Origin of the sequence: Pseudomonas sp. B37(2017) (assembly GCF_002112885.1) — a bacterium.
Taxonomy (GTDB): Bacteria; Pseudomonadota; Gammaproteobacteria; order Pseudomonadales; family Pseudomonadaceae; genus Aquipseudomonas; species Aquipseudomonas paraglycinae.
Map to the genome: position 1 here is coordinate 200,041 of NZ_NEIX01000005.1, position 26,644 is coordinate 226,684.

The window sequence follows — 26,644 nt, forward strand, 5'->3', positions numbered from 1 at the left end:
CCCTCTGTAACGGGAATGCCTTCACAAGGAGTGTGACATGCCCTCGACGTCTTCAGCTTCAACCGATCTATCGACAACCGCAGAAACCAGCGCCATCGAGGCGCTTGGACTGGATACCGGCCCGGATATCGAATCCCTGATTCCCCAACCGACCGGCCGGGACCGCAAAAGGTTCAAGGCAGCCCGAGTCGCAACACCGGCTATTACACCCGCCATGACCCTCGAACAGTACATGGCACAACGCATCAATGAACGAATGCTCGACACGGTCAAAACCTTTTTGATCGGCAAACCTTCGCTGATCCGTCATTTGAGTGGCGATATCCTGCGGCTCGCCGACACGGACGAACTGCGCGCGACCCCTTCGGTTTTCCTCCAGCGAGTACTGAATTCCCCCGAATCACTGGACCTGACAGAACGGCTGCTGAAAAGGCTCAAATGGTTCGGTGCATCCCCCGGCGAACAGACGCCGTCGTCCGTACGCTATCAGTTGTCATGCAAAGCCATCTGCCTGCATTTGCATGCGCCGTCTCCCGACGAGTCGCAGGAGCTCGCCGGATTCCACTGGCAAGACCCTGCTCACTGGGGCAAAAGCTACCAGACCCTGCGCCGCGATTTCGAACAGCATTTGCTGCGTACCCGACGGGTTGCCACTACCAAAGAGGCGATCCTGCTGGCCCAGGTGTTTCAACATCGCCTGTCGAAAGACTTTGCCGTGCGCGATATCCCGCCCGAGCTTCGTTACAAGACGTCGATCGTGTGGGTGAACTTCATGCACGGCGTGCTGCTGGCCGAGGTGCTTGGCCTGGATCAGTCTCAACCCTTGTCTTTCCAGCAACTGGTCAGTCTGGCTCTGGAACGCAGTGCTGGCGCCTCCCCCGCAGAGCTGGAAACAATTGCACGACTGCGAATAGGCCCCGCCCTTGAATGGGCGGTGTGCACTGGCGTCATCCCGGCGCGAGCGGCATCCGGTCACGATCAGGAAGACATCAAGCGAGCGCTGACTGCGCTGGAAGAACAAAGCGAAAACCTGAACAAGGCCGTGATGACGCTGGATTCCACCCCGCCTGACCGGATACAGATGGCCAGGGACGTGCTGGCTGACCGGTTCAGTGGTTTTACATTCAACAAGGACGGACGCAAGTTGATGTCTGCCGATCCGAGCCATAGTCATTCAAGAGCACCACTGGACCAGAAGAATCAGCAGGGCCACGACTTTCTGGATGTCTATGCAGACGGCCAGCTCGATGGCGAAAAGCGATGGATTGTCTCCATGCCCGACGGCACAACGCGATCCACCACAGCACTCCGGCTGGATGACCAGCGCGTCCTCTATGCCGAGCGTGAAAACTCGCGGGGTGGTTATGAACGGGTAAATGCAGATGACTACAGCTGGGCCGGCAAATCCTTGCCGGATATTAATGCGCAGTTTGAAAGCGCCTTCAACCAACATCTGGCGACGATCAGGCCGCCCTATCAGACCTTGATCGCCAGCTTGCTGACTTCACTGCCAGCGAGCGAACGCCAGGCATTGGCAATAGGTGAAATCGAGTTGTTGGGGATGCGTCGAAAATCAGTACCCAACGAACCGCCGGATCTGACCCGGGCCAGGAAGGGCTTCGTTATAAAAGTGACCCACCAGGGAAATATTGCCTACTACGAGCTGATCCCGAGTGCCGGTGTCATTCGCCTTCGACCCACCTTGAGGTTTTCAACCGTCAATGGCGTTCGGACCGAGTTTGCCTTGCACGCCACCATCCCCGGGCAAACCTATTCACCCGAGCGTGACATCAGTACTTCGTTGCTGCTCGACTGGTCGGCCCATCTCCACGGCAGGACACCTGCCGCCCGGGGGGCCTGCATCGGCTACCTCGACACCGTGGGCACTATAGCCGCAGCCTCCATGGATACCGGGACCGATGCTGCGACGCTGACATCACGACTGGACGCACTGGCCAACTACATCGCGACAAACTACCTCTACGTCGATGAAGAACACCTGCGCCAGCAAGCCCGAGGCATGACAATCTTCGACAGCCACAGGGCGAAGATCGAGAAACGGCTGGAAGTATTCGTGACGATCGTCAAAGGGTTCGTTCCTTTCTGGGGCAGCATCGAGGACCTGCTCTCCGACGATGTCAAAAGCAAAGCCCTGGGCGGGATCGGACTGCTGTTCGACCTGGCTTCGTTCCTGTGCCCGATCGGCAAATTCATCTCGGGTTCGGTGCGCCTGCTCCGCGCCGCTGCCGGCACCACTCGCATGGTCGTCAATGCAACGCTGCCGCCGTTTTCGACATTGGCCCGCCATCTCCTCACCCGCTCACTGGCGAACCTCAACCCACTGGACGGTATTCCCTCGCTGCTCAAGGGACTGGGAAGCGGTGCCGGAAAAGGGCTGCTCTTCATCGGCGGAATGAGCGTTGTCGGCATCAGAAAACTGACGGGAAAGGCCGATGGCTTCCGCCTGGTCCAGAATCTGCCACAAGCCATCGATCCCGGGGACTGGAAGCCGCTGACGAACGGTGATCAGCTCGCGACGGTCAACGGTATTGATGATGTACTCCTGCGCCATACAGACTCTTCGGGACTGGAACGCTTTCATCTGGTCGACCCGATGACCTCCCTGCCCTACGGCCCGCGCCTGCGCAACAACGGCAAAAATCTCGCACAAGGTCGATCCGGCTTCAAGACATTGCCCCCGAGCGAAACCCACGTCGTTGCGCAAGTTCCAGAAAACGCCCATGTTCGTGAAGTGCTTGAGGTCGATGGTCGAACCACGCTGCTGATTGATGACATCCCTTATCGACCGGACGGCAACCAGCTGCGCCGCGCCGACCTGATCGATGATCAGTCGCTACTCAAAGCCCTGCCCTGCAGAGTGCGGCGCATGCCGGGGTCGGACGCCTGTAAAACGAGCTATGTCACCCGCAATCCGGCCCCCACGCCAGCCAACGGCACTTACGACACGGATAAAGGCTGGGCACCCTGGTTCGGGGACAGCATTTACACCCCGGCCACAGCGGGTCGAGCGATGCTGCTCAAGTCCCTGAAAAAGAAAAGCAGACACTTGGCGGCAATAGCGTTTCAAAAAGGGATTTACGGGAGGATCAAAGTGGATATCCCCTTCGGCACCCGGAATCAGTTCGACACCTTCGAGGCCGGCGCCATCATCGTCCCCGCTATCGACGACTCAAGGCACTATGTGTTCACCCGACTGGACGCCGGATCCTTCTACGTCGCCGAACTGCCCAAAGGTCAGAGCCTCACCACTCCGTTGACGCTGCGCAAGGCCAATACCCTGCCTGCCAATCTGAAGGGTGAGCTGATGACGGTGTACACCGGGTCTCTCAACGCCAACAACATGGCGAGAATCTACGGTATTCCAGCCGTGGAACGCGCCCTCGAAACCATGGAGAAAATTGCCATTCGCATTGGTGGCCATGCGAACCCGCCCGACACGCTCAAACTGCTTAAAGTCGATACCAGCCCCGGTGAAGCGGTGTTGTTCGATCATTCCACGCGCATGATCGTCAGCCGGCTGCCGAATGGTGCTGCATCCTGGTCACGTAGCAGGGATGCTTCAGACAGCTTTCGCCAACGAACCGCCGATATCTTCGATACGCTGTTTTGCGAGAAAACAATCAATGTCCGGCAGCACGCAGATCTGAAAATCAATAAGGCGATGGACAAGCTTCAAGCGCTGCTCCCTCGCAGCTATCGAGCACAGAATTCGAGAAACATCGCCTATGCAGACATCGTGACCGCTACCGGAAACCGTGAGGTCTATATAAGCGTTTCCGGCTCGCAAGGACTGACTGGCGAACTGCCGCTTTTCAAGGCGCTGCCCATGTCAGACAAAGTGATCATCGGCGACACCACCTACTTCAATATCGACTTCGACCAGACCTTCAACAGAACCTCACTGGAAGTCTCGAGCAAAGGGCAATTGGTGGCGATTCCCCATACGATAAAGGACATCGACACCTACACGCCTGCGCTGACCCGTCGGCCGACCTCTCTGGACAGCGAGGCCAAACTGATCAGTGTGCTTCGCAAGAAATACCCCGAAAACCACATGATCGCTTCGATCGACGTGGCTACAACCATGCCTCCATGCACCAGTTGTTCAGTGATCGTCAAAGAGTTTGGCTACGACGGCACGGCCAACGCACTGGAGGTGCTATGGAAATGATCTACAACCTCTGCAAATGCCCATAAAGCTTGGCGTACAACCCGCCATCGGCAATCAGTTGCTGGTGGTCGCCATCCTCGGCCACTTGCCCGCCGTCGAACACCAGCACCCGATCTGCCTGCTTCACCGCTGACAGGCGGTGGGCGATGATCAACGTGGTGCGGCCATGGAGAAAGCGCGCCATGGCCTGGTGCAGGTTGTATTCGGTGGCGGCGTCGAGGGCTGACGTCGCCTCATCGAGAATCACCACTTTCGGCTCGGCGAGGATCATCCTCGCGATGGCCAAACGTTGACGCTGACCGCCAGACAGCCGCACGCCGGAGCGGCCGACGATGCTGTCCAGGCCGTCCGGCAAGGCGCGGATGGTGGGTTCGAGCTGGGCGATTTCCAGTGCCTGCCAGCAGGCTTCATCGCTGCGGGTACGGCCCATGGTCAGGTTGGCGCGTACGGTGTCGTTGAACAGCGCCGGATGTTGCAGCACCACCGCGACATTTTCCCGAACCGTTTCCAGGCCGATTTCCTGCTGGGACGATCCGCCGAAACGGATCGTCCCGGCCAGCGGTGTGTACAGGCCCAGCAGCAATTGCACGAGGGTACTTTTGCCGCCGCCACTGGCGCCGACAATCGCCACTTTCTCGCCCGGCGCGATGGACAGGTTCAACTGATCCAGCACCAGTTCGTCGCCGTAACCGAAGCTCAGACCCTGCACCTGAATCCCGACCGTATCGCGCCCCTTGAACGGGTCGACGCCGCCGGGGTATTGCGGCTCGTCGGCGCGGGCCAGCAGTTCGTTGATCCGCGACAGCGCACCGCCCGCCGCGTAATAAGCGTATTGCAGGTTCAGCAGCTGTTCGACCGGGCCGATCATGAACCACAGATAGCTGAACACCGCGAGCATCTGGCCAATCGACAGGTCAGAGAACAACACCGTCAACATGGCCGCCGCGCGGAAGATGTCGATGCCGAACTGGAACAGCAGACCACTGGCGCGGTTCGAGGCGTCGGTCTTCCACTGCGAGTTAACCGCGTAGTTGCGCACTTCCTGCGCACGCAGACCCAACCGTCCGAGGAAAAAGCCCTGCCGGTTGCCGGCTCGCACTTCCTGGATTGCATCGAGGGTTTCGCTCAGCGCCTGGGTGAAGCGCGAGGTGCTGTCGTTCTCCAGTTTCTTCAGGTGCTTGACCCGCTTGCCCAACTGCACCGTGGCGTAGATCACCAACGGGTTGAACAGCAGGATCAGCAGCGCCAGTTTCCAGTGCATCCACATCAGGATGCTGGCGGTGCCGACCAGCGTCAGCATCGCCACCAGAAAACGGCTGAGGGTTTCGCCGACAAACTTGTCGAGGGTGTCGAGGTCGGTGACCAGGTGCGTGGTGACCGTGCCACTGCCCAGGCTTTCGTATTCGCCGAGGGAGATCCGTTTGAGTCGTTCAATCAAACGCACGCGAATGCGATAAACGATGTCCTTGGCCAGCCGCGCAAACAACCGCGCCTGCAACACGCCAAAACACAGGGCACTGCAACGCAGAGTCAGCGTCACCACCAGCATCAGGCCGATGTAGCCCGCCGCCTGCTGCCACATTGAGGGCAGCACATGGTTCATGACTTTCAGCGCGGCATCACCGTGGCCGAGCAGGACCTCGTCCACCAGCAACGGCAGCAGCAACGGAATCGGCACGCTGCACAGCGTCGCCAGTACGGCCACGCCGTTGGCGATCCACAGGGATTTTTTGTGATGAAGTGCCAGTCGCCGGACTTCAGCCCAGCTCAGCCGGTCGACACGCTTGACGGCTGGCGTGTCATTGGCCGGGTCAGACACAGGCCGCGCGCTCCAGCCATCGACCGAGCAACGGCGACAGTTCACTGAGCGGCTGGTAGCCGTTGGTCAGCAACGCCAGTTGGCCGTTGCGTTCGGCGAGCAGGGTCGGGAATCCGGCGATGCCCAGATCCTGGACCCAACTGAAATCGGCCTGGGTCGCCTTGTGTTGATCGGCGTGATCAAACAGGGCAGCAAATTCGATGCGCGGCACGCCAGCCTGCTCTGCCAGCTCCACCAGTACGCTGGCCTGGGTGACATCGCGACCTTCAGCGTAAAACGCGTGCTGGATCAACCCGACCAGTTTCCACGCGCAATCCGGTGCCAGGCTGCGCGCGGTGACGATGGCCCGGCAGGCAGGTTCGGTGTCGTAGACAAAGCCGTCCGGCAACGCGCCTTCCAGCTTGAACGGCTGGCCGGTGGCCTCGGTGACCGCCTGCCAGTGTTCGAGAATGTAGCGCCGGGTGGTCGGCTCCAGCGCCGCACCACTGCCGGTGCGCAACCCGCCGACCACCAGGTGCAGTTCCACCCCGGCTGCCTGCGCCTGCTCCACCAATGCCTTGGCGACCGGAGCAAATCCCCAACACCACGAACACATCGGATCCATCACATAGAGCAGGCGTGCAGACATGATTAAGCCTCGGTGGATGCTTGCTTATAGTTGTAGCCGATCGGGTGCGGCATGTTGCGCGCTTTTGCCAGTTCGATCTGTTTCTGGCGGTCGATTGCGCTGCGGCGAGTCTTCTCGCTCAGGGTGTCCCAGCAGTGCGGGCAGCTGATGCCGGCCACGTAATGCTCGGAAGCGCGATCTTCAACGCTGACCGGAGTGCGGCAGGCGTGGCACTGATCGTAGTCGCCTTCGCTCAGGTCATGGCGCACGGTCACGCGGTTGTCGAAGACGAAGCAGTCGCCCTGCCATTTGGTTTCTTCCTGCGGCACTTCTTCGAGGTACTTCAGGATGCCGCCCTTGAGGTGATAAACCTCTTCGAAACCTTCGCCGAGCATGTAGCTCGAGGCTTTTTCGCAGCGAATGCCGCCGGTGCAGAACATCGCGACCTTCTTGTGCACGGCCGGATCGAAGTGTTCTTTGATGTAGTCGGGGAATTCGCGAAAACTGGTGGTTTTCGGATCGATGGCGCCTTCGAAGGTGCCGATCGAGACTTCGTAATCGTTGCGGGTGTCGATCAGCAGCACTTCCGGGTCGCTGATCAGCGCGTTCCAGTCCTGCGGTTCGACGTAGGTGCCGACCTTCTTGTTCGGGTCGACGCCTTCGACGCCCAGGGTCACGATCTCTTTCTTGAGCTTGACCTTGGTGCGATAGAACGGCTGCTCGTCGCAGTATGATTCCTTGTGATCGATGTCGACCATGCGCGGATCGTTGCGCAGCCAGGCCAGCAGGCCGTCGATGCCTTCACGGCTGCCGGAAACCGTGCCGTTGATGCCTTCTTCGGCGATCAGCAGGGTGCCTTTGATGCCGTTGTCGACCATCGCTTGCAGCAGCGGCTCGCGCAGGTTGACGTAATCTTCGAGGGTGACGAACTTGTACAGTGCCGCCACGACAATCGGTTGTGTCATGGGTATTTCTCCAGGTGGCTACCCTCGTAAAGGGTGAACCGGATGCGAAAAAAAACGCGCCGGGTGAGCGGCGCGTTGCGGATTCTAGCAAAAAACCTCAGTTCATTGCTGCAAGGCTCAATGCTTGCTGCCGCCGGCACAGGTCGGCGACGCCGGAGCGACGCCTGTCTCTGCCCATTCCTGCGGGGTGTAGGTGTGCAGCGCCAACGCATGGAACTCGCCCATCAGCTCGCCGAGCGTGCCGTAGACTTTCTGGTGGCGCTTGACCCGGTTCAGGCCCTCGAACTGCGCACTGACCACCACTGCCTTGAAGTGGGTCTGCAACCCGCGACTGTGCATGTGGCTTTCGTCCAGCACTTGCAGATGCTCAGGCTGAAGCAGCGCCAGCGTCGATTCGATGCGTTGTTGCATGGTCATCACGAACTCCGCTTACTTCTTCTTGGCCGGAGCCGCGCCTTTCGGTGCCAGCTCGTTGGTCATGTCGTCCAGCAGCTTGTTGACCACCGGTACGGCGCTTTCCAGCTTGGCCTGGGTCATCTGCGCCGATTGCTGAGTCAGCTGCGGCATTTTTTCCAGGACTTTCTTGCCCAGTGGCGACTGGTAGAACGCGACCAGGTCTTTGAGCTCGGATTCGCTGAAATTGGTGGTGTAGAGCTTGACCATGTCCGGTTTCAGCTTGTTCCAGCCAATGGCCTGGTCCAGAGCGGCGTTGGCCTTGGCCTGGTAGGTATCCAGTACGGCTTTCTTGGATTCCGGCGCCTTGGTCTGTTCAAAACGCTGGGCGAACATCTGCTGAACCTGCATGTACACCGGAGTGCCCAGCTTGTCAGCGTGTGCCAGGGTCAGGAAAGCTTCGGCACTGGCGTTGTGGCTGGCGGTATCGGCAAGCACCTGGCCGCTGGCGCAAACCAGGGCAACCGCGGTGCAGATGGCACGAAGACGAGTCATCGAGTTTCCTTTTCAGCTAGGCGAGGTAAAACCCCAAGGGCGACCATTCTGCGCCTGAATAACGCTGCGGCTCAACCCCCGGGCCTTGCCGCGCTTGATTGGCGGGGATTTGCCGGTCAACAATCGGCCGGAGGGAACCACCCGGGCCGACACCGGCCTAAACTGCGCAAACAGACCAACAGGAGTGTGCACGATGAGCCGTATCGAAACCGACAGCCTGGGCCAGATCGAGGTCCCGGACGACGCTTACTGGGGCGCTCAGACGCAACGCTCGCTGATCAACTTCGCCATCGGCCAGGAACGCATGCCCTTGCCGGTCCTGCACGCCCTGGCCCTGATCAAGAAAGCCGCGGCCCGGGTCAACGACCGCAACGGCGACCTGCCCGCCGACATCGCCCGCCTGATCGAACAGGCCGCCGACGAAGTGCTCGACGGCCAGCACGACGACCAATTCCCGCTAGTGGTCTGGCAGACCGGCAGCGGCACCCAAAGCAACATGAATGCCAACGAAGTGATTGCCGGCCGCGCCAACGAACTGGCCGGCAACCCGCGTGGCGGCAAGACGCCAGTGCACCCCAACGATCACGTCAACCGCTCGCAGAGCTCCAACGACTGCTTCCCCACCGCCATGAGCATCGCCACCGCGCAAGCAGTGCAGGGCCAACTGCTGCCGGCCATCGCCGAGCTGTCGGGCGGTTTGGCCGAACTGTCGGCGCGGCACATGAAGCTGGTGAAAACCGGCCGCACCCACATGATGGACGCCACGCCGATCACCTTCGGTCAGGAGCTCTCCGGTTTCATAGCGCAGCTGGATTACGCCGAACGGGCGATTCGCGCGGCGTTGCCGGCAGTCTGCGAACTGGCCCAGGGCGGCACCGCGGTCGGCACCGGGCTCAACTCGCCCCACGGTTTCGGCGAAGCGATTGCCGCTGAACTGGCGGCGTTGTCCGGCCTGCCATTCGTCACCGCGCCCAACAAGTTCGCCGCCCTCGCCGGCCATGAGCCGCTGACCACGCTGTCCGGTGCCCTGAAAACCCTCGCCGTGGCGCTGATGAAAATCGCCAATGATCTGCGCCTGCTGGGTTCCGGTCCGCGTGCCGGTTTTGCCGAAGTGCGCCTGCCGGCCAACGAGCCGGGCAGTTCGATCATGCCCGGCAAGGTCAACCCGACCCAGTGCGAGGCGCTGTCGATGCTCGCCTGCCAGGTGCTGGGCAATGACGTGGCGATCGGTTTTGCCGCCAGCCAGGGTCACCTGCAACTGAACGTGTTCAAACCGGTGATCATCCACAACCTGCTGCAATCGATCCGTCTGCTGGCCGATGGCTGCAGCAACTTCCAGCAGCACTGCATCGCCGGGCTTGAGCCGGACGCCGAAGTCATGGCGAAACATCTGGAACGCGGCCTGATGCTGGTAACGGCGCTGAACCCGCACATCGGCTACGACAAGTCGGCGGAAATCGCCAAGAAGGCTTACAGCGAAGGCAAGACCCTGCGCGAAGCGGCGCTGGAGCTGGGTTATCTGACCGATGAGGAGTTCGATGCCTGGGTGCGGCCGGAAAACATGATCGAGGCCGGCGCCAAGGGCTGAGATCTGCAGCGTCTGTAAGTCAGTCTTCGCGAGCAAGCCCGCTCCCACAGTTGACCGCAATCCCATGTCAGGAATGCGGTTAAAAGTGGGAGCGGGCTTGCTCGCGAAGAACGATGACTCGGTTAACCTGCTGCCATGCGCATCCGCCGCGCCTTGAGCCCGGCAATCAGCGAAGGCCCGAGCGCCACCAGCGCCGAACCCAGCACCACCAGCACCGCCCCGCCATACCCCAGCAGATTGATTTGCTCGGCGTGCACATATTCAGGCCACACCCCGGCCGCCACGGCCACCGCACCGAACGTCACCAACGGCGTGATCGCCAGCGTCGCGCTGACCCGTGAAGCTTCCCAGTGCGCCAGTGCTTCGGCAAACGCGCCGTAGGCGATCAGGGTGTTCATGCAGCACGCCAGCAGTAGCCAGCCCTGCAATGGGCTCAGTGACAGCGCTTCGAGCGGATGCACCCAAGGCGTCAGCAACATGGCGCAGAACAGGTAGATCACCATCATCACCTGCAGCGAATTCCACACGGTCAGCAGTTGCTTCTGCCCCAGCGCATAAAAGGTCCAGACCGTCGAGGCCAACAGCACCAGCAACACGCCGGCGGTGTAGTCAGACAAAGAGGTGAGCAATTCAGCCAGACGCTGATTGAAGAACAGCGCAAACCCGATCAACAGCACCGCCAGCCCAATGCCCTGACCGATACTGAAGCGCTCCTTGAACACGAACAGACTGGCGATCAGCAACATGATCGGCCCCATCTGCACCACCAGTTGCGCGGTGCCGGGGCTGAGCAGGTTCAGGCCCATCAGATAAAGCACGTAATTGCCTACCAGCCCGAGCACCGCCATCAGCACCAGCCAGCCGCCCTTAGGCCCGAGCACCTTGCGACTCGGCAACCTTTTGGTCGCCGCCAGATAAATGAACAGACAGCCGCCGGAGACCAGCAGGCGAAACCAGGTCACCGTGACCGGGTCCATCACCACCAGCACCTGCTTGAGCTTGATCGGCAGGATTCCCCACAAAAACGCCGTCAACAACGCCAGGAACATGCCGTACACCCAACGACCCGATGAAACGTGCATGAGAACCCCAAGCGCCAGAGACAGGAGCGCTCATTCTAGGCGCACAGACCCTGCCCGACACAGGGACAGTTGCGCTCCAGCCGCAAATGAAACTGTGCAGGTCGCAGCGGAAAATTGACGATGGGCCGTTGATCGGCCGGCCGGGCAGGGTAAGTGGTTCAGGCATAAGCTTCTTGGATCCAGCCCGGGACATCAATCACCAAGGAGACCCCGTCATGTTAGGCATGCGCGCCCAGGACACCGCCCCCGCCACGCGCTTTCGCAGCGACCGCGTGTGCCGGGTCAACGGCGACCTGTATTTCAGCACCCGGGAAAATACCCTCGAAGGGCCGTTCGACAGCCCCGAGAAAGCCGAGCAGGAAATCCGCGCCTACATCGCGCGGATGCAGTTGCGGGATGCTGGCAGGTAGATCCGGTCGCCCCCTTCGCGAGCAAGCTGGCTCCCACATTCGATCACATTCCTTCAATAAGAATAGGGTCAACTGTGGGAGCGAGCTTGCTCGCGAAAGCTATCGAGAGAGCAAAACAAATTCCCGGACTTAACGCACAGCCTCAAACAACCCGGTCGCGCCCATCCCGCCGCCCACGCACATGGTCACGATCCCGTAGCGCAGATTGCGCCGCTGCAACTCGCGCACCAGATGCCCGACCTGCCGTGAGCCGGTCATGCCGAACGGGTGACCGATGGAAATCGAGCCGCCGTTGACGTTGTACTTCTCGTTGTCGATTTCCAGACGATCACGGGCGTACAGGCACTGCGAGGCGAACGCTTCGTTCAATTCCCACAGATCGATATCCGCCACCTGCAAGCCTTTGGCCCTGAGCAGTTTCGGCACCGAGAACACCGGGCCGATGCCCATTTCGTCCGGCTCGCAACCGGCCACGGTGAACCCACGGAAAAACGCTTTCGGCTTGAGCCCCAGTTGCAGGGCTTTTTCCAGGCTCATCACCAGCGTCATCGAAGCGCCATCGGACAACTGCGACGAGTTGCCAGCAGTCACCGAACCGTCCTCGGCGAACACCGGTTTCAACCCGGCGAGGCTTTCATAGGTGGTGTCCGGGCGGTTGCAGTCGTCACGATCTACGACGCCGTCGAGGACCTGCACTTCACCACTGTTTTTGTCTTCAACGCGGTACTTCACCGCCATCGGCACGATTTCATCGCTGAACAGGCCGGCTGCCTGCGCCTGAGCGGTGCGGATCTGACTTTGCAGCGAGTAACGATCCTGCGCCTCGCGACTGACGCCATAACGGCGCGCCACCACTTCGGCGGTCTGGCCCATGGTGTAGTAGATGCCGGGGGTCTGCTGTTTGAGCAACGGGTTGATCAGGTGATCGGTGTTGACGCTTTTCAGGGTCAGGCTGATCGACTCGACGCCGCCGGCGACGATAATGTCGCTGCAACCCGACGCGATCTGGTTGGCGGCAATCGCAATCGCCTGCAAGCCCGAAGAACAGAAACGGTTGAGGGTCATGCCGGCGGTGCCGGTGCCCAATTGCGAGAGCACCGCGACGTTGCGGCCGATGTTGTAGCCTTGGGCGCCTTCGTTGGAACCGGCGCCGACGATGCAATCCTCGACGCTGGCCGGGTCGATGTCGTTGCGCGAGAGCAACGCATTGACGCAATGGGCCGCCATGTCATCGGGACGGGTCTGGTTGAACTTGCCGCGAAAGGACTTGGCCAGGCCGGTCCGTACGCTGTCGACGATCACCACTTCACGCATGGCATACCTCATTGTTGCAGTCGGTTGAGAGTGGACCGAGCATAAGTCCACCCAATCGCCGACCGCGACAATCATTCACCTCGCGTATGCGGGCCCATCGGTTCAGTCCTTGTGCTTTTTGGCTCGCTTGTCGGACTTCTCGAAAGCATCTTCCAGCGCACGGTTGATCGTGCGCAGCACCTTGACCCGGGCCCAGCGCTTGTCATTGGCCTCGACCAGGGTCCACGGCGCGATTTCGGTGCTGGTGCGGTCGACCATGTCGCCGACGGCGGCGCGATAGGCGTCCCACTTGTCGCGGTTGCGCCAGTCGTCTTCGGTGATCTTGAAGCGCTTGAACGGGATTTCTTCACGCTCCTGAAAGCGCTCCATCTGCGTGTCCTTGTCGATCGCCAGCCAGAACTTGACCACGATCACCCCGGCGTCGGCCAGTTGCTCCTCGAAGTCATTGATTTCGCCGTAGGCACGCATCCAGTCGGCGGTGCTGCAAAAGCCCTCGACCCGCTCCACCAGCACCCGGCCGTACCACGAGCGATCAAACACGGTGAATTTGCCCCGCGCCGGAATGTGCCGCCAGAAACGCCACAGATACGGCTGCGCCCTTTCCTCTTCGGTCGGCGCGGCAATCGGCACGATGCTGTATTGGCGCGGATCGAGCGCCGCCGCCACACGACGAATCGAACCGCCCTTGCCCGCCGCATCGTTACCTTCGAACACCGCCACCAGCGCGTGACGGCGCATGCGCTTGTCACGCATCAGGCCGGACAGCCGCGCCTGCTCGGTGATCAATTGCTCTTCGTAGTCTTTCTTCTCCAGACGCTGAGTCAGGTTGAGGCTGTCGAGCAGGTTCAACTGATCCACCGACGAGCCCAGCGGCTGGGCGCTGACATCATGCGGGTGCACATCGGGACGCTTCAGCGCGTTTTGCAGGCCTTCGAGCAAAATCTTGCCGACCGTCAGGCTGCGGTAGTACGGGTCGACACCCTCGATGACATGCCACGGCGCGTAATCGCGGCTGGTGCGACGCAACACGCGTTCGCCGTATTTGACGAACTTGTCGTACGTTTCCGACTGCTGCCAGTCCAGAGGACTGATGCGCCAGCTGTGCAGTGGGTCATCGGCCAGGGCCTTGAGCCGCGCCTTCATCTGTTTCTTGGACAGGTGGAACCAGAACTTGAAGATCAGCGCGCCTTCATCGCAGAACATCTTTTCCATGCGCTCGGCGCCGGCAATCGCCTGATCCAGACGCGGATCCTTGAACAAGCCGTGAACCCGGCCCTGCAGCATCTGGCTGTACCAGTTGCCGAAGAAAATCCCCATCCGCCCCTTGGCCGGCAGCATCCGCCAGTAACGCCAGGCCGGTGGCCGTGCCAGCTCTTCATCGGTCTGCTGGTCGAAGGTGCGCACTTCGATCAGGCGCGGGTCCATCCACTCGTTGAGCAACTTCACCGTCTCGCCCTTGCCGGCGCCTTCGATGCCGTTGATCAAAATGATCACCGGGAAACGCTTCTGCTGCTGCAACTCGAACTGGGCTTCAAGCAACGCTTCACGCAGGGCGGGCACGGCGGCTTCGTAGGTGTCTTTGTCGATGGCGTGACCGATTTCAGCGGATTCGAACATAGGGACGGCTCCTTCCAGGATTCAGCAAGACTAGCGGATTGGGCTCTGACGCGGCACAGAAATTCCCGCCGGCGGCGGATTGTCCTTGAGTGATAGTCTGCAAGGCTTGCCATGGATCAAGCGCCGCCTGCGTGATCGGCTAGAATGGCCGCCTTGTCGTTGCCGAGCCTGCCATGAAACCTGTAATGCCCCACGCCCAACTCGACTGGGATGACCAGGGACGCCCGCGTTCGCGAGTGTTCGACGATGTGTATTTTTCCGACCAGTCGGGGCTGGATGAAACCCGCTACGTGTTCCTTGAACAGAACCGTCTGGCCGAGCGTTTTGCCGCGCTGTCGGCGGGTGGGCGACTGGTGATCGGTGAAACCGGCTTCGGCACCGGGCTGAATTTTCTCTGCGCCTGGCAGTTGTTCGAACAGCATGCGGTGGCCGGTGCGCGGTTGCATTTTGTCAGCGTCGAAAAGTTTCCGTTGAGCCCTGCCGACCTGCAACGGGCACTGGCGTTGTGGCCCGACCTGAAGCAATTCTCCAATCAGTTGCTCAAGCATTACGTGGCAATCCATCAGGGTTTTCAGCGCATTGTTCTGGATAACGGTCGTGTGACCCTGACGCTGCTGATCGGTGATGCACTGGAGCAGTTGCCGCAACTGGACGGCCAGATCGACGCGTGGTTTCTCGACGGTTTCGCCCCGGCGAAAAACCCGGAGATGTGGACTGCCGAACTGTTCGCGGAACTGGCGAGATTGGCGGCGCCCGGTTCGACCATCAGCACGTTCACCAGCACCGGTTGGGTACGGCGCCTGCTGAACGCCGCCGGCTTCAAGATGAAGCGCACGCCGGGCATCGGCCATAAGTGGGAGATCCTGCGCGGCCAATTTCTCGGCTGGCCCGAGGACGTTGCGCCCCCCGCCGCCGAAAAACCGTGGTTCGCCCGCCCGGCTCCGTTGAGCGGTGAGCGTCGCGCCCTGGTGATCGGTGCCGGTCTGGCCGGTTGCGCCACGGCAGCCAGCCTCGCGGCGCGGGGTTGGCAAGTCAGTCTGCTGGAACGGCATGACGCGGTAGCACAGGAAGCCTCGGGCAATCCCCAAGGCGTGCTGTACCTGAAACTGTCCGCCCATGGCACCGCACTGTCGCAGTTGATCGTCAGCGGTTTCGGCTACACCCGACGCCTGCTGGAAACCCTGCAACGCGGCACCGACTGGGACGACTGCGGCGTGCTGCAACTTGCGTTCAATGAAAAGGAACGCGAGCGTCAGGCGCAACTGGCGGCCGCGTTTCCCGAAGACCTTCTGCAATGGCTCGATCAACCCGAAGCACAGGCCCGTGCCGGGATCGGTCTGGCCCATGGCGGTTTGTATTATCCCGAGGGCGGCTGGGTGCATCCGCCGGCGTTGTGTCAGGCGCAATCCGCACAACCGGGCGTCTCGCTGCTTACCCATCAGGAAGCCGTGGAGCTGCGCAAGGTCGACGGTCAGTGGCAAGCCTTCGACGGTGAACGATTGATCGCAACAGCACCGGTCGTGGTGTTGGCCGGTGCTGCCGAAATCAAGCGTTTTGCCCAAAGTGCCGACCTGCCCCTCAAGCGTATTCGCGGGCAGATCACCCGGCTGACGCAGACCACACAAAGCCAGGCGTTGACCACTGTCGTGTGCGCCGAAGGTTATGTCGCACCGGCACGCTTGGGCGAACACACCCTCGGCGCCAGTTTCGATTTCAACAGCGACGACCTGACACCGACCACCGCCGAACACCTGGGCAATCTGGGGATGCTCGAAGAGATCTCCACGGATCTGGTCGCGCGCCTGCACATCGACGAACTCGACACCGCCAGCCTTGAGGGCCGCGCTGCCTTCCGCTGCACCAGCCCCGATTACCTGCCCATCGTCGGCCCGCTCGCCGATCGCGAAGCCTTCACTGAGGCCTATCGCGCCTTGAGCAAGGATGCCCGGCAAGTGCCGGACATTCCCTGCCCGTGGCTGGACGGTCTGTACGTCAACAGTGGCCACGGTTCACGCGGCTTGATCACCGCGCCACTGTCTGGCGAGTTACTGGCCGCGTGGCTGGACAACGAGCCGCTGCCGCTGCCCAGAGCCGTGGCCGAGGCTTGTCATCCCAACCGCTTCGCCCTGCGCCAGTTGATTCGCGGCAAGTGAACCGGGCGCTCCGTCCAGACGCTGTCAGTCACCGGGCACGATGCAGGTGCCCCGCTCGATCTGCTCCGCGATACGCTGGGTCAAGCGTTGCAACAGGGCGTTCTCGGTTTGTTGCTTACGCGAGGTGCACAGACCCATTTCACTCAGGTAGTCGGCAGAAGTGAGCTCCTCAGCTTTTTCGAACAGTGCCTGAACTTCCTCATGGTGAGGGGCAATGGCGTCTTCGAACTGCTGCGCGAAACGGGTTTTCAGGTAGTCACTCCAGAACGGCTGGCGAACCAGAAACTTCACCCAGCTGGAGGACAGTTCAGCCGTCTGGATTCGGTGGAGCGCCGCTATCAATTCATCATTCGTCACATCAGCCAGTTCGCTGTAACGCATATGCGCCGCCTGCCCAGGCAGGTCGAACGCCCGTGCCAGCCCCGTGCGATACGCAAGGGTCACTTCCAGAGGGTCGGGGGATCCTTGATCCCGGGCGTGTTCCGCCGCTATCAAGTCGATTTGCTCAAGCCGGAACAAGCCTCGGGCAAGCTTCATCAGGACCGTCGGGGAGACCTGCCTCTCACCGGCAAAGCGCAATACATTGCGCACATGCACGGCGACCTCCAGATGACTGAAGTTCAGCGCTGCGCTATCCGTGCAATTGATCGGGTTGGCCGCCAGATTGAAAATCTGCTCGCGCAGTTCGGCGTTGGCCTGCGTCGCCTCAAGCACCGCCCAGACCCGCCTGGACATATCCTCTCGCACGAATTCGGAGTCAGCGGTATTGCCCAGCTCCGCCAGCAAATGAAACAGGCCTTCAGCCATCGGATCGTCGTTGATCGCGTTCCATGTTTGCAGCCGCCTGGAACCCACCGTCCCTCCGGTTTCGGTCAGCCAGATCGAACGTGCCTGGTGTTCATCCAGGCGCGCGATATCGTTTTCCAGATACCCCATGCCGACCCCGATTTTCTTGCGGTAGTTCTCCAGATGAGTACTGCTGAGAGCGGAAATCGGGTTGTTGCGCAGATTGATCGTTTCACTGAAGCGCCGCGGTGTTTCAAACAGCCACTGTGGTAAATCGCGAATGTCATTGTCGCGCAAATCTACCCGATCCAGGTTTGGCAAACGGTGCAACCCCTTGGGTAGTTCAGTGGTTCGGGTATTGCGCACGCTCAGGTCAGACAGCTCGAACATCCCGCTGACGTCCACCGTCGCCCCCAGAGGGTTTTCGCTTAGGTCCAGGCTTTGCAAATTGCGCATTCGCGACAATTTCACCAGGGCATGCTCGGTCATCTGAAGACGGTTGTGCATCAGGCCCAAACGCCTGAGATTCGGCATGAGCGAGACCGCCTCCGGCAACTGGGTGAGCCTGTTGCGACCCAGCTCAAGTGTCTCGAGGTTCTTGAAGGCTTTGAGGAAATACGCGACATCATTGTCCAGCTGCATGTTTTGCAGTGACAGATGCCTCACGTGATCGAAGCTCAGCCCGGGCGGCAGGATCGGCAGCTTTCCGAACCGCATGCCATCGAGCTTCAGGCCATAGGCCGGACGGTAATACTCGTCGGGCAGTAAAACCAGCCGGCGAAAACTGTCTTCGATCTCGTACGCCACGAGATGCCGGCATTCGCGCACTTCAGTCGATATCCCGCCCTGAGCCTTGATGGCCGCGGCATCGTCCATCCAGGTATCGAGCACCTCTCGCAGGCGCGCCAGGTCATCCTGCAATTGCCTGACCCGAAGTGCGCGTGTCAGATGGTCTGCGCCCAACTGATCAAGAAACTCCCGGGCCTGGATATCGGAAAACAAGGGGTAGAGTTTTTTCACCTTGCGCAACAGACGTTGTGGATGATTTGCGGCTTCGCCGGGTGGATCGGCGAGCACGCATGCAGGCTCGGGAGCCGGCGGTTCAAACTGCTCGCCGCTTAACAACCGGTTGCATCCTTCCCGCTCATCCAGTGCGGTGTCGAGTAACTTGCTTCGCAGACGCCAGCCATCCTCAGGTTTGACGCCTTCCAGGCCGATGGACTTCAGCTGACGAGGTGAAAGCCCCTTCAGGATCGACTGATAGAGACTGTCCGGCCCCAGCGCTTTTCCGAGAGACCTGGCCTGGCTGTCGAACACCTCGAAGCCGTTGTCGAGCCTGACCAGTGTGAGCGAGTTCCCGGCAGTGAGCGGTTTCTTGCCGAGGGTCTCAAGCAGGTCTCCCTTGAGTGACTGAGCCCGCAATTCCAGGTAAAGCTGCGGATCCCAACCCTCGAGTTGCGGCAACAAGCCAATGGCCAGTTTTTCGGTGTCGGCGTTGGCGACTTCAGCCAGGTAGAACCCGGTCAGCGCCCGATCCAGGCGAACATTGCTCACGGCCTCGCTCAAGCGCTGCGCCAGGCCCATGGGCACTCGTCCGGTGGTGCGCAGAAGCGTGCGCTCGACGCTCGAAGCCTGACGGATCAGTTCCTGTGCGTAACGCGTCGGTACGTCGGGATAAGCCGCTCTGGTCTTGAGCACCTCACTGTCCAGCGTCTGGTCATAGCGCCGGTACAGATGATCGAACGTCGAACGACGATCAGCCTTGACCGCCGCCCCGATGACTTTCGCCAGTTTCACCCCCCGATCGGTCAGCGCAACGTCAGCGCCGACCAGAGCCTCGACCTCTTTGGGGTACAGACCGTCGATGACGGTCTGCAGCAACTCGCCCTTCTCCAACTGATCGTTGCTGACAATGACGCTCAGGGTGTCATCTTCAATCGAGCCGGGAGGAAAGGTCTCGGTGATCTCCCCTTTTTCATCAACGACCTCGATGTAGCGATCCTGCGGCCAACCGGAAAGCCTTGGCAGCGCCTGCAACTGTTCCTGGACATGCCGTGCATCGGTCGCTTCGCCACGCTCCATGGCGGCAACGAAGTCACGCACCCGGCGCTCGAGAGCGAACCGCTCGATCATGTCTCGTAAACGAGGCGTTATTGGCAGACTGTCATCGCTCAAGCGATGCAGTTCGTCGAAGCGCGTGTCGGTCAGCCGCCGGATCATCTCCAGTCGACTGTCGTCCAGACTCGCCAACTGCGGATCGATGCGTTTGAGGGTATAGGCGCCGGACCATTGCTCGCTCGGCTCCGAGGCATGACGCCAGCCACCGTGTCGGCTGGGCTTGAGCGTCGGCGCATACGCCTGTGGACGGACAGGGTGCTGAATCCGCCAGGTCTTCGAAGAAGGATCCAGCGCCACGGCATAGGTGCGGTCGTCAATGCGGGCGAAAGTCTTGCCGTTGACCTGATACAAGCCCGTCGCGTCAGGTTCGAGGCCCTCTTCGACAGGAAGAGGCTGTTCATAGGCGCTCAGTTGCGGCTTCCATAATCGGGACTGACCACTGCGGTCGAGAATGGCGGTAAAGGGCTGAAAGAAATCCGGGTGTTTTTGAACGGTTTTGATCGCCAGGGACTTCAAGACCTTGACGCCGGCACCCACGGCGGCCATCAGGGCAAGGTTTTCCGCGACACTGAGCAGGTGTGAAAAAGCTTCCTGGCGGTCGCCGCGATTCCAGTCCTCGATTCCTTCGTACACTTCGGCGAGCATTTGTCCGATAGCCACGCCCATCATCAGTTGCCCCAGTACCGGAACGACGAATCCCGCCACGTTGGCGACCGTCATGCCGACTTCCAGATACTGGATCAAACGCTTCTTGCGCTCTTCCTCATCGACATCGGCAGTCGGCACGGCAAGCGCACGGGCGTCGAGTTGCAGTTTGCCGACATGACTTTTGAGCATGAAATCGAACAGCGGGCCGGGCATTTCCAATTGTTTGACGTGCCCCAGGCTATCGTTCTCGGCAAACGTCTTGAAAAACTCGACCTTGTCGACTTCGCCGATGCAGTGGGTGAAGTAGCTTTTGTAACTGCCGACTCCCAGTTTGAACTCCAGATATGCGATGAACGCCGTGAAACTCGCGTACTCGTAGAGGGGCTGGTCAGGTTCCCCGGGCATGTACACCAGACACCATTGATCCGGATCCAGCTCGACCGATTTTTCGGAGAAGACCACAACACCCCAGAGGCAACTTTCCAGCGCTTCAATGCCCTGCATGATCAGCGGTCGCCCCTTGAACTGAAGGCTTTTGGCATCAGCTATGCCACCGGCGTCGATCAGGCGCTGAACCGTCTGAAAACCGTCCCGGGAGACGTGTTCCTTCATCAGCGCCAGGTGCAGATCCAGTTGCAGCATCTGCTTTTTCATCACCGAGATATTGCGAACCATCGTACCGGTGGCGACCCGACTGCCATTGACTTCCCTGACTCCGAACACCTGCTGGAAATGCTCCTGATACAGCCGCCCCAGATCCAGCTCCCGGCAGAGCGCGGCGAACGCCGGCGGGGTCAGACCGGGGACGCCGTCAGGTGCGCTGGCAATGCGCACGAAGCTGCCTTCGGGGAAGTAATCGGCTTGCGCCTCGTCTTGCGTGAAGTTCTGCATCGCTGCTTCCAGCAGCGTCGGGGTAGCGGACGGCGTGACCTTCGCTCCGCCGCCTGGTGGCGTTACCGGCTCGCAACCGCAATAACTTCCCGGTAACTCGAGGTGGTCTTTCTCGGCATCGAACACAGCTGACCAGCGTTTGGTCAGGGCGTATTTCAATTGCGCGATGCAAAAGCTTTTCAGCGATTGCAGCCGGCTCAAGTCTGTCTCGACCTGGGCCTGGATGGTGTGCAGGTCACAGGCGGTCTTGTCCAGTGCCGCCAATGTGTCGGCACTGGCATTGAGCAGCACGGAGGGGAAGTTTTTCTGCAAGGCCGTGGCGGTGTCCAGATCGCCGGTGGCTTCCAGCAAAAAGCTCAGTTTCTGTTTTTCCGTAAGGGCGATCGGTGCGATCGACGCGGGTGTAGTGGACATGGGCAATATTCCTTTATTGCTGTTGAGTCCCTCCCACCCTATCGATCCCGCCGCCGAATAAAAAACACGAATAACTGCCCGTTCGGGCCGAGAAACAACCAGCAATCCGTATGTTTCGAATACTTATCTACTACCTCCCCCTTCACCCAAGCTGTTAATGGGCCACCGGTCAGACCAACGCGCTTATAACTGATCGTTCTAAAACTCCAGCATCCGGGCCGGGTCAGTTTCTCAGTACCGGCCATTTCGGCGCGGTGCAGCGACACCCTCCCCAACGGAAAAACCGGTAAGGACTTTATGTGCGGATTAGCTGGCGAGTTACGTTTTGATCAACAACCTGCAGACCTTGCAGCCATCGAGCGAATCACCCATCACCTGGCGCCTCGCGGCCCTGACGCGTGGGGCTTTCATGCCCAGGGGCCGATTGCCCTGGGCCATCGACGCCTGAAAATCATGGACCTGTCGGACGGCTCGGCGCAGCCGATGATCGACAGCCAACTGGGCCTGTCCCTGGCCTTCAACGGCGCGATCTACAACTTCCCGGAACTGCGCGCCGAACTCGAAGCGCTCGGTTACGCGTTCTACTCCGGCGGCGACACCGAAGTGCTGCTCAAGGGTTATCACGCCTGGGGCGAAGCGCTGCTGCCGAAACTCAACGGCATGTTTGCCTTCGCCATCTGGGAGCGCGATGCCCAGCGCCTGTTCATCGCCCGCGACCGTCTCGGTGTGAAGCCGCTGTACCTGTCGCGCACCGGCCAGCGTTTGCGCTTTGCCTCGGCCCTGCCCGCGCTGCTCAAGGGCGGTGACATCAACCCGATCCTCGATCCGGTGGCGCTCAACCATTACCTGAATTTCCACGCCGTGGTGCCAGCGCCGCGCACCTTGCTGGCGGGCATTGAAAAGTTGCCGCCCGCGAGCTGGATGCGCATTGAAGCGGACGGCACCACCGAGCAGAAAACCTGGTGGACCCTGCCCTACGGCCCACACGACGACGAGAAAAACCTGACTCTCGAAGACTGGCGAGACCGCGTGCTCGACAGCACCCGCGAAGCCGTGGCGATCCGCCAACGGGCGGCGGTGGATGTCGGCGTGCTGCTTTCCGGCGGCGTCGATTCGAGCATGCTCGTCGGCCTGTTGCGAGAAGTTGGCGTGGAGAACCTGTCGACCTTTTCCATCGGTTTCCAGGATGCCGGTGGCGAGCGCGGTGACGAATTTCAGTATTCCGATCTGATCGCCAAGCACTACGGCACCCAGCACCATCAACTGCGCATCGACGAAAAAGAGATCATCGAACAATTGCCCGCCGCGTTCCGCGCCATGAGCGAGCCGATGGTCAGCCACGACTGCATCGCCTTCTATCTGCTGTCCCGCGAAGTGGCCAAGCATTGCAAGGTGGTGCAGAGCGGCCAGGGCGCCGACGAGTTGTTCGCCGGTTATCACTGGTATCCGCAAGTCGACGGCGCGGCCGATCCGTATGCGGCCTATCGCGAGGCGTTTTTCGACCGCAGCTACGACGACTACGCCGCCACGGTGCAGCCGAAATGGCTGACCGCCAATGACGCTGCCGGTGACTTCGTGAAGGAACATTTCGCACAGCCCGGCGCCGATGCGGCGGTCGACAAGGCCCTGCGCCTGGACAGCACAGTGATGCTGGTGGACGACCCGGTCAAACGCGTCGACAACATGACCATGGCCTGGGGCCTGGAAGCGCGTACGCCGTTTCTTGACTATCGACTGGTGGAATTGTCGGCCCGTGTTCCGGGCAAATTCAAACTGCCGGACGGCGGCAAGCAGGTGTTGAAAGAAGCCGCGCGACTGGTCATCCCAAGCGAAGTGATCGACCGCAAGAAAGGGTACTTCCCGGTGCCGGGTCTCAAACATTTGCAGGGCGATACCCTGAACTGGGTGCGCGAACTGCTGCTCGATCCAAGTCAGGATCGCGGCCTGTTCAACCCCGCCATGCTCGACAAATTGCTGACCGATCCACAAGGCCAGTTGACCCCGTTGCGCGGCTCCAAGCTGTGGCAACTGGCGGCCCTGAATCTGTGGCTCAGCGAACAAGGAATCTGATCGATGAAACCTCACGCCACGGCTTACAGCCAACGGCTACTGCGCGGTCAGACACCGTCCTACGAACGCTTGCAGGCGCGTCTGGCCGAGGACGGCAGCGAGCCGGCCGCCGAGCCGATTGCGGTGCATTGCGGCTGGGGCCGGTTGCTGATCGGCCACACTTTTCCCGATCCGGCCAGCCTTGCGCGGGAACTGCTCAACGAACAGCCGGGCGAGCGCGACATTGCCTTGTACGTCGCCGCGCCGCAGCAGATTCTCGGCCTGGAACCGACCCAACTGTTTCTCGACCCGTCTGACACTCTGCGCTTGTGGTTCAGTGATTATCGTCAGGCCACCCGGGTGTTTCGTGGTTTTCGCATTCGCCGTGCGCAAAGTGACGCGGACTGGCAGGCTATCAATCAGCTGTATCAGGCGCGCGGCATGCTGCCGATCGATGCCACCCTGCTCACCCCGCACCATCAGGGCGGCCCGGTGTACTGGCTGGCGGAAGACGACGACAGCGGCGCGGTGATCGGCAGCGTCATGGGCCTCAATCACCAGAAGGCTTACAACGACCCGGAAAACGGCAGCAGTCTGTGGTGCCTGGCGGTCGATCCGCAGTGTTCGCGCCCCGGTGTCGGCGAAGTGCTGGTGCGCCATCTGATCGAGCACTTCATGAGTCGCGGTCTGAGCTACCTCGATCTGTCGGTGTTGCACGATAACCGCCTGGCGAAAAACCTCTACGCCAAACTCGGCTTCCGCAACCTGCCGACGTTCGCCATCAAGCGCAAGAACGGCATCAATCAGCCGCTGTTCCTAGGTCCGGGGCCGGAGGCGCAGTTCAATCCTTACGCGCGAATCATCGTCGAGGAAGCCCATCGGCGCGGCATCGACGTGCAAGTGGATGACGCCGACGCCGGGCTGTTCACCCTCAGTCACGGCGGGCGCCGGGTGCGTTGCCGCGAATCCCTCAGCGACCTGACCAGCGCCATCAGCATGAACCTGTGCCAGGACAAGAGCCTGACTCATAACGTGCTGAAAGCTGCCGGGTTGAATGTGCCGTCACAACAGTTGGCGGGGAATGCGGACGACAATCTGGCGTTTCTCGACGAGTACCAGCGCGTGGTGGTCAAACCGCTGGATGGCGAGCAGGGTCAAGGCGTGGCGGTGGATCTGCAAACCATCGAGGACGTGCAGCAGGCCATCGAAGCCGCCAAACAGTTTGACACTCGCGTGCTGCTCGAAAGCTTCCACGAAGGCTTCGACCTGCGGATTCTGGTGATCGGTTTCGAGGTGGTTGCAGCGGCGATCCGCCGCCCGGCGGAAGTGGTCGGCGACGGTCATCATTCCATCGGCGCGTTGATTGAAGCGCAGAGCCGACGCAGACAAGCAGCCACCAGCGGCGAAAGCAAAATCCCGCTGGACCACGAAACCCAACGCACCCTGCACGCGGCCGGTTACGACTACAGCAGCATCCTGCCGGCCGGGGAGCATCTGTTCGTGCGGCGCACCGCGAACCTGCACACCGGCGGCACGCTGGAAGACGTCACGGCGATTCTGCACCCGACCCTGGCCGACGCTGCAGTGCGCGCGGCCCGAGCGCTGGAGATCCCGATGGTCGGCCTCGACCTGATGGTGCCGGCGGCGGATCAACCGGCGTACGTGTTCATCGAAGCCAACGAGCGGGCGGGTCTCGCCAACCACGAGCCGCAACCGACGGCCGAGCGGTTTGTCGATCTGTTGTTTCCGCACAGTCAGCCGGCCGTTTGATCTCTCTTCGGCGTCATTCGCGCGTTCAACGCGCGAATGACGCCCCGCAACAGGAGTTTCCATGACCACCCAAATTCCCGAACCGGATCTGAACTACCTGCAGAAAGTCCTGCTGGAAATGCTCGCCATTCCCAGCCCTACCGGATTCACCGACACCATCGTGCGTTACGTCGCCGAGCGTCTGGAGGAACTTGGCATTCCCTTCGAGATGACCCGTCGCGGCACGATCCGCGCCACCCTCAAGGGCAAGAAAAACAGCCCCGACCGGGCGGTCTCGGCACACCTGGACACCATCGGCGCCGCCGTGCGCGCGGTGAAAGACAACGGGCGACTGACCCTGGCGCCGGTGGGCTGCTGGTCGAGCCGGTTCGCCGAGGGTAGCCGCGTCAGCCTGTTCACCGACAACGGTGTGATTCGCGGCAGCGTGTTGCCATTGATGGCTTCCGGGCATGCCTTCAATACAGCCGTGGACGAGATGCCGATCAGTTGGGATCACGTCGAGCTGCGTCTGGACGCCTACTGCGCGACCCGCGCCGATTGTGATTCGCTGGGCATCAGCGTGGGTGATGTGGTGGCGTTCGATCCGCTGCCGGAATTCACCGAAAGTGGCCACATAAGCGCCCGCCATCTGGACGACAAGGCCGGCGTCGCCGCTCTGCTGGCAGCGCTGAAAGCCATCGTCGACAGCGGTCAGGAGTTGATGATCGATTGCCATCCGCTGTTCACCATCACCGAGGAAACCGGCAGCGGCGCAGCGGCCGCGTTACCGTGGGACGTCAGCGAGTTCGTCGGCATCGACATCGCCCCGGTCGCGCCGGGCCAGCACTCCAGCGAACATGCGGTGAGCGTGGCGATGCAGGATTCCGGCGGGCCTTACGACTATCACCTGTCGCGCCACCTGTTGCGCCTTGCCGGTGAGCACGAACTGCCGGTGCGCCGCGACCTGTTCCGCTATTACTTCAGCGACGCCCATTCGGCGGTCACTGCAGGTCACGACATTCGCACCGCCCTGCTCGCCTTCGGCTGCGACGCAACCCACGGCTACGAACGCACGCACATCGACAGCCTCGCGGCGCTCAGTCGCTTGTTGGGGGCGTACATTCTGAGTCCGCCGGTATTTGCCAGCGATGCGCAACCGGCCACTGGATCACTGGACCGCTTCAGTCATCAGATCGAACACGAAACGCAGATGGAGAGCGACACCCGTGTGCCATCGGTGGACAGCCTGGTGGGGCAACGCTCGGACAGTTGAGTCTGGCCCTCGGCGATCATT

At 60.9% G+C, this 26,644-nt stretch carries 16 protein-coding genes; 7 read left to right on the top strand and 9 right to left on the bottom strand.

Features of this window, described 5'->3' with window-relative positions:
- Positions 1-37: 37 nt before the first annotated feature.
- Entirely contained in the window at positions 38-4,192 is a 4,155-nt protein-coding gene (locus tag CAF90_RS15165) for a deaminase domain-containing protein (RefSeq protein WP_085607245.1), read from the top strand.
- A 1-nt stretch (position 4,193) separates the two neighbouring features.
- Here the strand turns inward: CAF90_RS15165 and CAF90_RS15170 are convergent, their stop codons facing one another.
- From CAF90_RS15170 to CAF90_RS15190, 5 genes are all read right to left on the bottom strand, one after another.
- The gene (locus CAF90_RS15170; RefSeq protein WP_085607247.1) at positions 4,194-6,011 is read right to left on the bottom strand and encodes an ABC transporter ATP-binding protein; all 1,818 of its coding nucleotides are present in this window, start codon (positions 6,009-6,011) and stop codon (positions 4,194-4,196) included.
- Positions 6,004-6,606 carry a DsbA family protein gene (locus CAF90_RS15175; RefSeq protein ID WP_170929396.1) on the bottom strand — a complete coding sequence of 201 codons (603 nt, stop codon included), beginning with the start codon at positions 6,604-6,606 and terminating at the stop codon, positions 6,004-6,006. The genes CAF90_RS15170 and CAF90_RS15175 overlap by 8 nt, the downstream gene beginning before the upstream one ends.
- Positions 6,607-6,641: 35 nt before the next feature.
- On the bottom strand, positions 6,642-7,583 hold the full coding sequence (locus tag CAF90_RS15180; RefSeq protein WP_007950897.1) for a rhodanese-related sulfurtransferase: 942 nt from the start codon (positions 7,581-7,583) through the stop codon (positions 6,642-6,644).
- 117 nt (positions 7,584-7,700) lie between these two features.
- Complete coding sequence (locus CAF90_RS15185; RefSeq protein ID WP_007950896.1) at positions 7,701-8,000, bottom strand: BolA family transcriptional regulator; 300 nt, start codon at positions 7,998-8,000, stop codon at positions 7,701-7,703.
- 12 nt (positions 8,001-8,012) lie between these two features.
- Positions 8,013-8,531, bottom strand: coding sequence for a DUF2059 domain-containing protein (locus CAF90_RS15190; protein ID WP_085607251.1), 519 nt, complete (start codon positions 8,529-8,531; stop codon positions 8,013-8,015).
- A 193-nt stretch (positions 8,532-8,724) separates the two neighbouring features.
- Between CAF90_RS15190 and CAF90_RS15195 the strand changes: the two genes are divergently transcribed.
- Positions 8,725-10,119 (top strand): class II fumarate hydratase, encoded by a 1,395-nt coding sequence (locus CAF90_RS15195; protein ID WP_085607253.1) that lies wholly within the window; start codon positions 8,725-8,727, stop codon positions 10,117-10,119.
- Between the two features lie 122 nt (positions 10,120-10,241).
- Here the strand turns inward: CAF90_RS15195 and CAF90_RS15200 are convergent, their stop codons facing one another.
- Positions 10,242-11,201 (bottom strand): DMT family transporter, encoded by a 960-nt coding sequence (locus tag CAF90_RS15200; protein ID WP_085607255.1) that lies wholly within the window; start codon positions 11,199-11,201, stop codon positions 10,242-10,244.
- 215 nt (positions 11,202-11,416) lie between these two features.
- Between CAF90_RS15200 and CAF90_RS15205 the strand changes: the two genes are divergently transcribed.
- Positions 11,417-11,611, top strand: a complete 195-nt coding sequence (locus CAF90_RS15205) for a DUF6316 family protein (RefSeq protein ID WP_085607257.1) — start codon at positions 11,417-11,419, stop codon at positions 11,609-11,611.
- A 129-nt stretch (positions 11,612-11,740) separates the two neighbouring features.
- On the opposite strand, the gene CAF90_RS15210 is transcribed toward CAF90_RS15205, so the two are convergent.
- On the bottom strand, positions 11,741-12,925 hold the full coding sequence (locus tag CAF90_RS15210; RefSeq protein ID WP_085607259.1) for a thiolase family protein: 1,185 nt from the start codon (positions 12,923-12,925) through the stop codon (positions 11,741-11,743).
- Between the two features lie 102 nt (positions 12,926-13,027).
- Positions 13,028-14,542, bottom strand: coding sequence for a polyphosphate:AMP phosphotransferase (gene pap / locus CAF90_RS15215; protein ID WP_085607262.1), 1,515 nt, complete (start codon positions 14,540-14,542; stop codon positions 13,028-13,030).
- Between the two features lie 173 nt (positions 14,543-14,715).
- Here pap and mnmC point away from each other — a divergent pair, with 173 nt between their 5' ends.
- Entirely contained in the window at positions 14,716-16,695 is a 1,980-nt protein-coding gene (gene mnmC / locus CAF90_RS15220) for a bifunctional tRNA (5-methylaminomethyl-2-thiouridine)(34)-methyltransferase MnmD/FAD-dependent 5-carboxymethylaminomethyl-2-thiouridine(34) oxidoreductase MnmC (protein ID WP_085607264.1), read from the top strand.
- Positions 16,696-16,719: 24 nt separating this feature from the next.
- Here the strand turns inward: mnmC and CAF90_RS15225 are convergent, their stop codons facing one another.
- Complete coding sequence (locus CAF90_RS15225) at positions 16,720-21,552, bottom strand: NEL-type E3 ubiquitin ligase domain-containing protein (protein WP_085607266.1); 4,833 nt, start codon at positions 21,550-21,552, stop codon at positions 16,720-16,722.
- Between the two features lie 297 nt (positions 21,553-21,849).
- On the opposite strand from CAF90_RS15225, the gene CAF90_RS15230 reads away from it, so the two are divergent.
- The 3 genes from CAF90_RS15230 (at position 21,850) to CAF90_RS15240 (ending at position 26,623) form a co-directional block, all read left to right on the top strand.
- On the top strand, positions 21,850-23,622 hold the full coding sequence (locus CAF90_RS15230; RefSeq protein WP_085607268.1) for an N-acetylglutaminylglutamine amidotransferase: 1,773 nt from the start codon (positions 21,850-21,852) through the stop codon (positions 23,620-23,622).
- Between the two features lie 3 nt (positions 23,623-23,625).
- Positions 23,626-25,371, top strand: a complete 1,746-nt coding sequence (gene ngg / locus CAF90_RS15235; protein ID WP_085607270.1) for an N-acetylglutaminylglutamine synthetase — start codon at positions 23,626-23,628, stop codon at positions 25,369-25,371.
- 61 nt (positions 25,372-25,432) lie between these two features.
- On the top strand, positions 25,433-26,623 hold the full coding sequence (locus tag CAF90_RS15240; RefSeq protein ID WP_007950879.1) for an osmoprotectant NAGGN system M42 family peptidase: 1,191 nt from the start codon (positions 25,433-25,435) through the stop codon (positions 26,621-26,623).
- The last annotated feature ends 21 nt before the right edge of the window (positions 26,624-26,644 follow it).

What these genes read in the sequence shown, in the direction of transcription:
- CAF90_RS15165 (WP_085607245.1), top strand. Translation starts at nt 38, where the DNA reads ATGCCCTCGACGTCTTCAGCTTCAACCGATCTATCGACAACCGCAGAA.
- CAF90_RS15175 (WP_170929396.1), bottom strand. Translation starts at nt 6,606, where the DNA reads ATGTGTTCGTGGTGTTGGGGATTTGCTCCGGTCGCCAAGGCATTGGTG.
- CAF90_RS15180 (WP_007950897.1), bottom strand. Translation starts at nt 7,583, where the DNA reads ATGACACAACCGATTGTCGTGGCGGCACTGTACAAGTTCGTCACCCTC.
- CAF90_RS15185 (WP_007950896.1), bottom strand. Translation starts at nt 8,000, where the DNA reads ATGACCATGCAACAACGCATCGAATCGACGCTGGCGCTGCTTCAGCCT.
- CAF90_RS15190 (WP_085607251.1), bottom strand. Translation starts at nt 8,531, where the DNA reads ATGACTCGTCTTCGTGCCATCTGCACCGCGGTTGCCCTGGTTTGCGCC.
- CAF90_RS15195 (WP_085607253.1), top strand. Translation starts at nt 8,725, where the DNA reads ATGAGCCGTATCGAAACCGACAGCCTGGGCCAGATCGAGGTCCCGGAC.
- CAF90_RS15200 (WP_085607255.1), bottom strand. Translation starts at nt 11,201, where the DNA reads ATGCACGTTTCATCGGGTCGTTGGGTGTACGGCATGTTCCTGGCGTTG.
- CAF90_RS15205 (WP_085607257.1), top strand. Translation starts at nt 11,417, where the DNA reads ATGTTAGGCATGCGCGCCCAGGACACCGCCCCCGCCACGCGCTTTCGC.
- CAF90_RS15210 (WP_085607259.1), bottom strand. Translation starts at nt 12,925, where the DNA reads ATGCGTGAAGTGGTGATCGTCGACAGCGTACGGACCGGCCTGGCCAAG.
- pap (WP_085607262.1), bottom strand. Translation starts at nt 14,542, where the DNA reads ATGTTCGAATCCGCTGAAATCGGTCACGCCATCGACAAAGACACCTAC.
- mnmC (WP_085607264.1), top strand. Translation starts at nt 14,716, where the DNA reads ATGAAACCTGTAATGCCCCACGCCCAACTCGACTGGGATGACCAGGGA.
- CAF90_RS15225 (WP_085607266.1), bottom strand. Translation starts at nt 21,552, where the DNA reads ATGTCCACTACACCCGCGTCGATCGCACCGATCGCCCTTACGGAAAAA.
- CAF90_RS15230 (WP_085607268.1), top strand. Translation starts at nt 21,850, where the DNA reads ATGTGCGGATTAGCTGGCGAGTTACGTTTTGATCAACAACCTGCAGAC.
- ngg (WP_085607270.1), top strand. Translation starts at nt 23,626, where the DNA reads ATGAAACCTCACGCCACGGCTTACAGCCAACGGCTACTGCGCGGTCAG.
- CAF90_RS15240 (WP_007950879.1), top strand. Translation starts at nt 25,433, where the DNA reads ATGACCACCCAAATTCCCGAACCGGATCTGAACTACCTGCAGAAAGTC.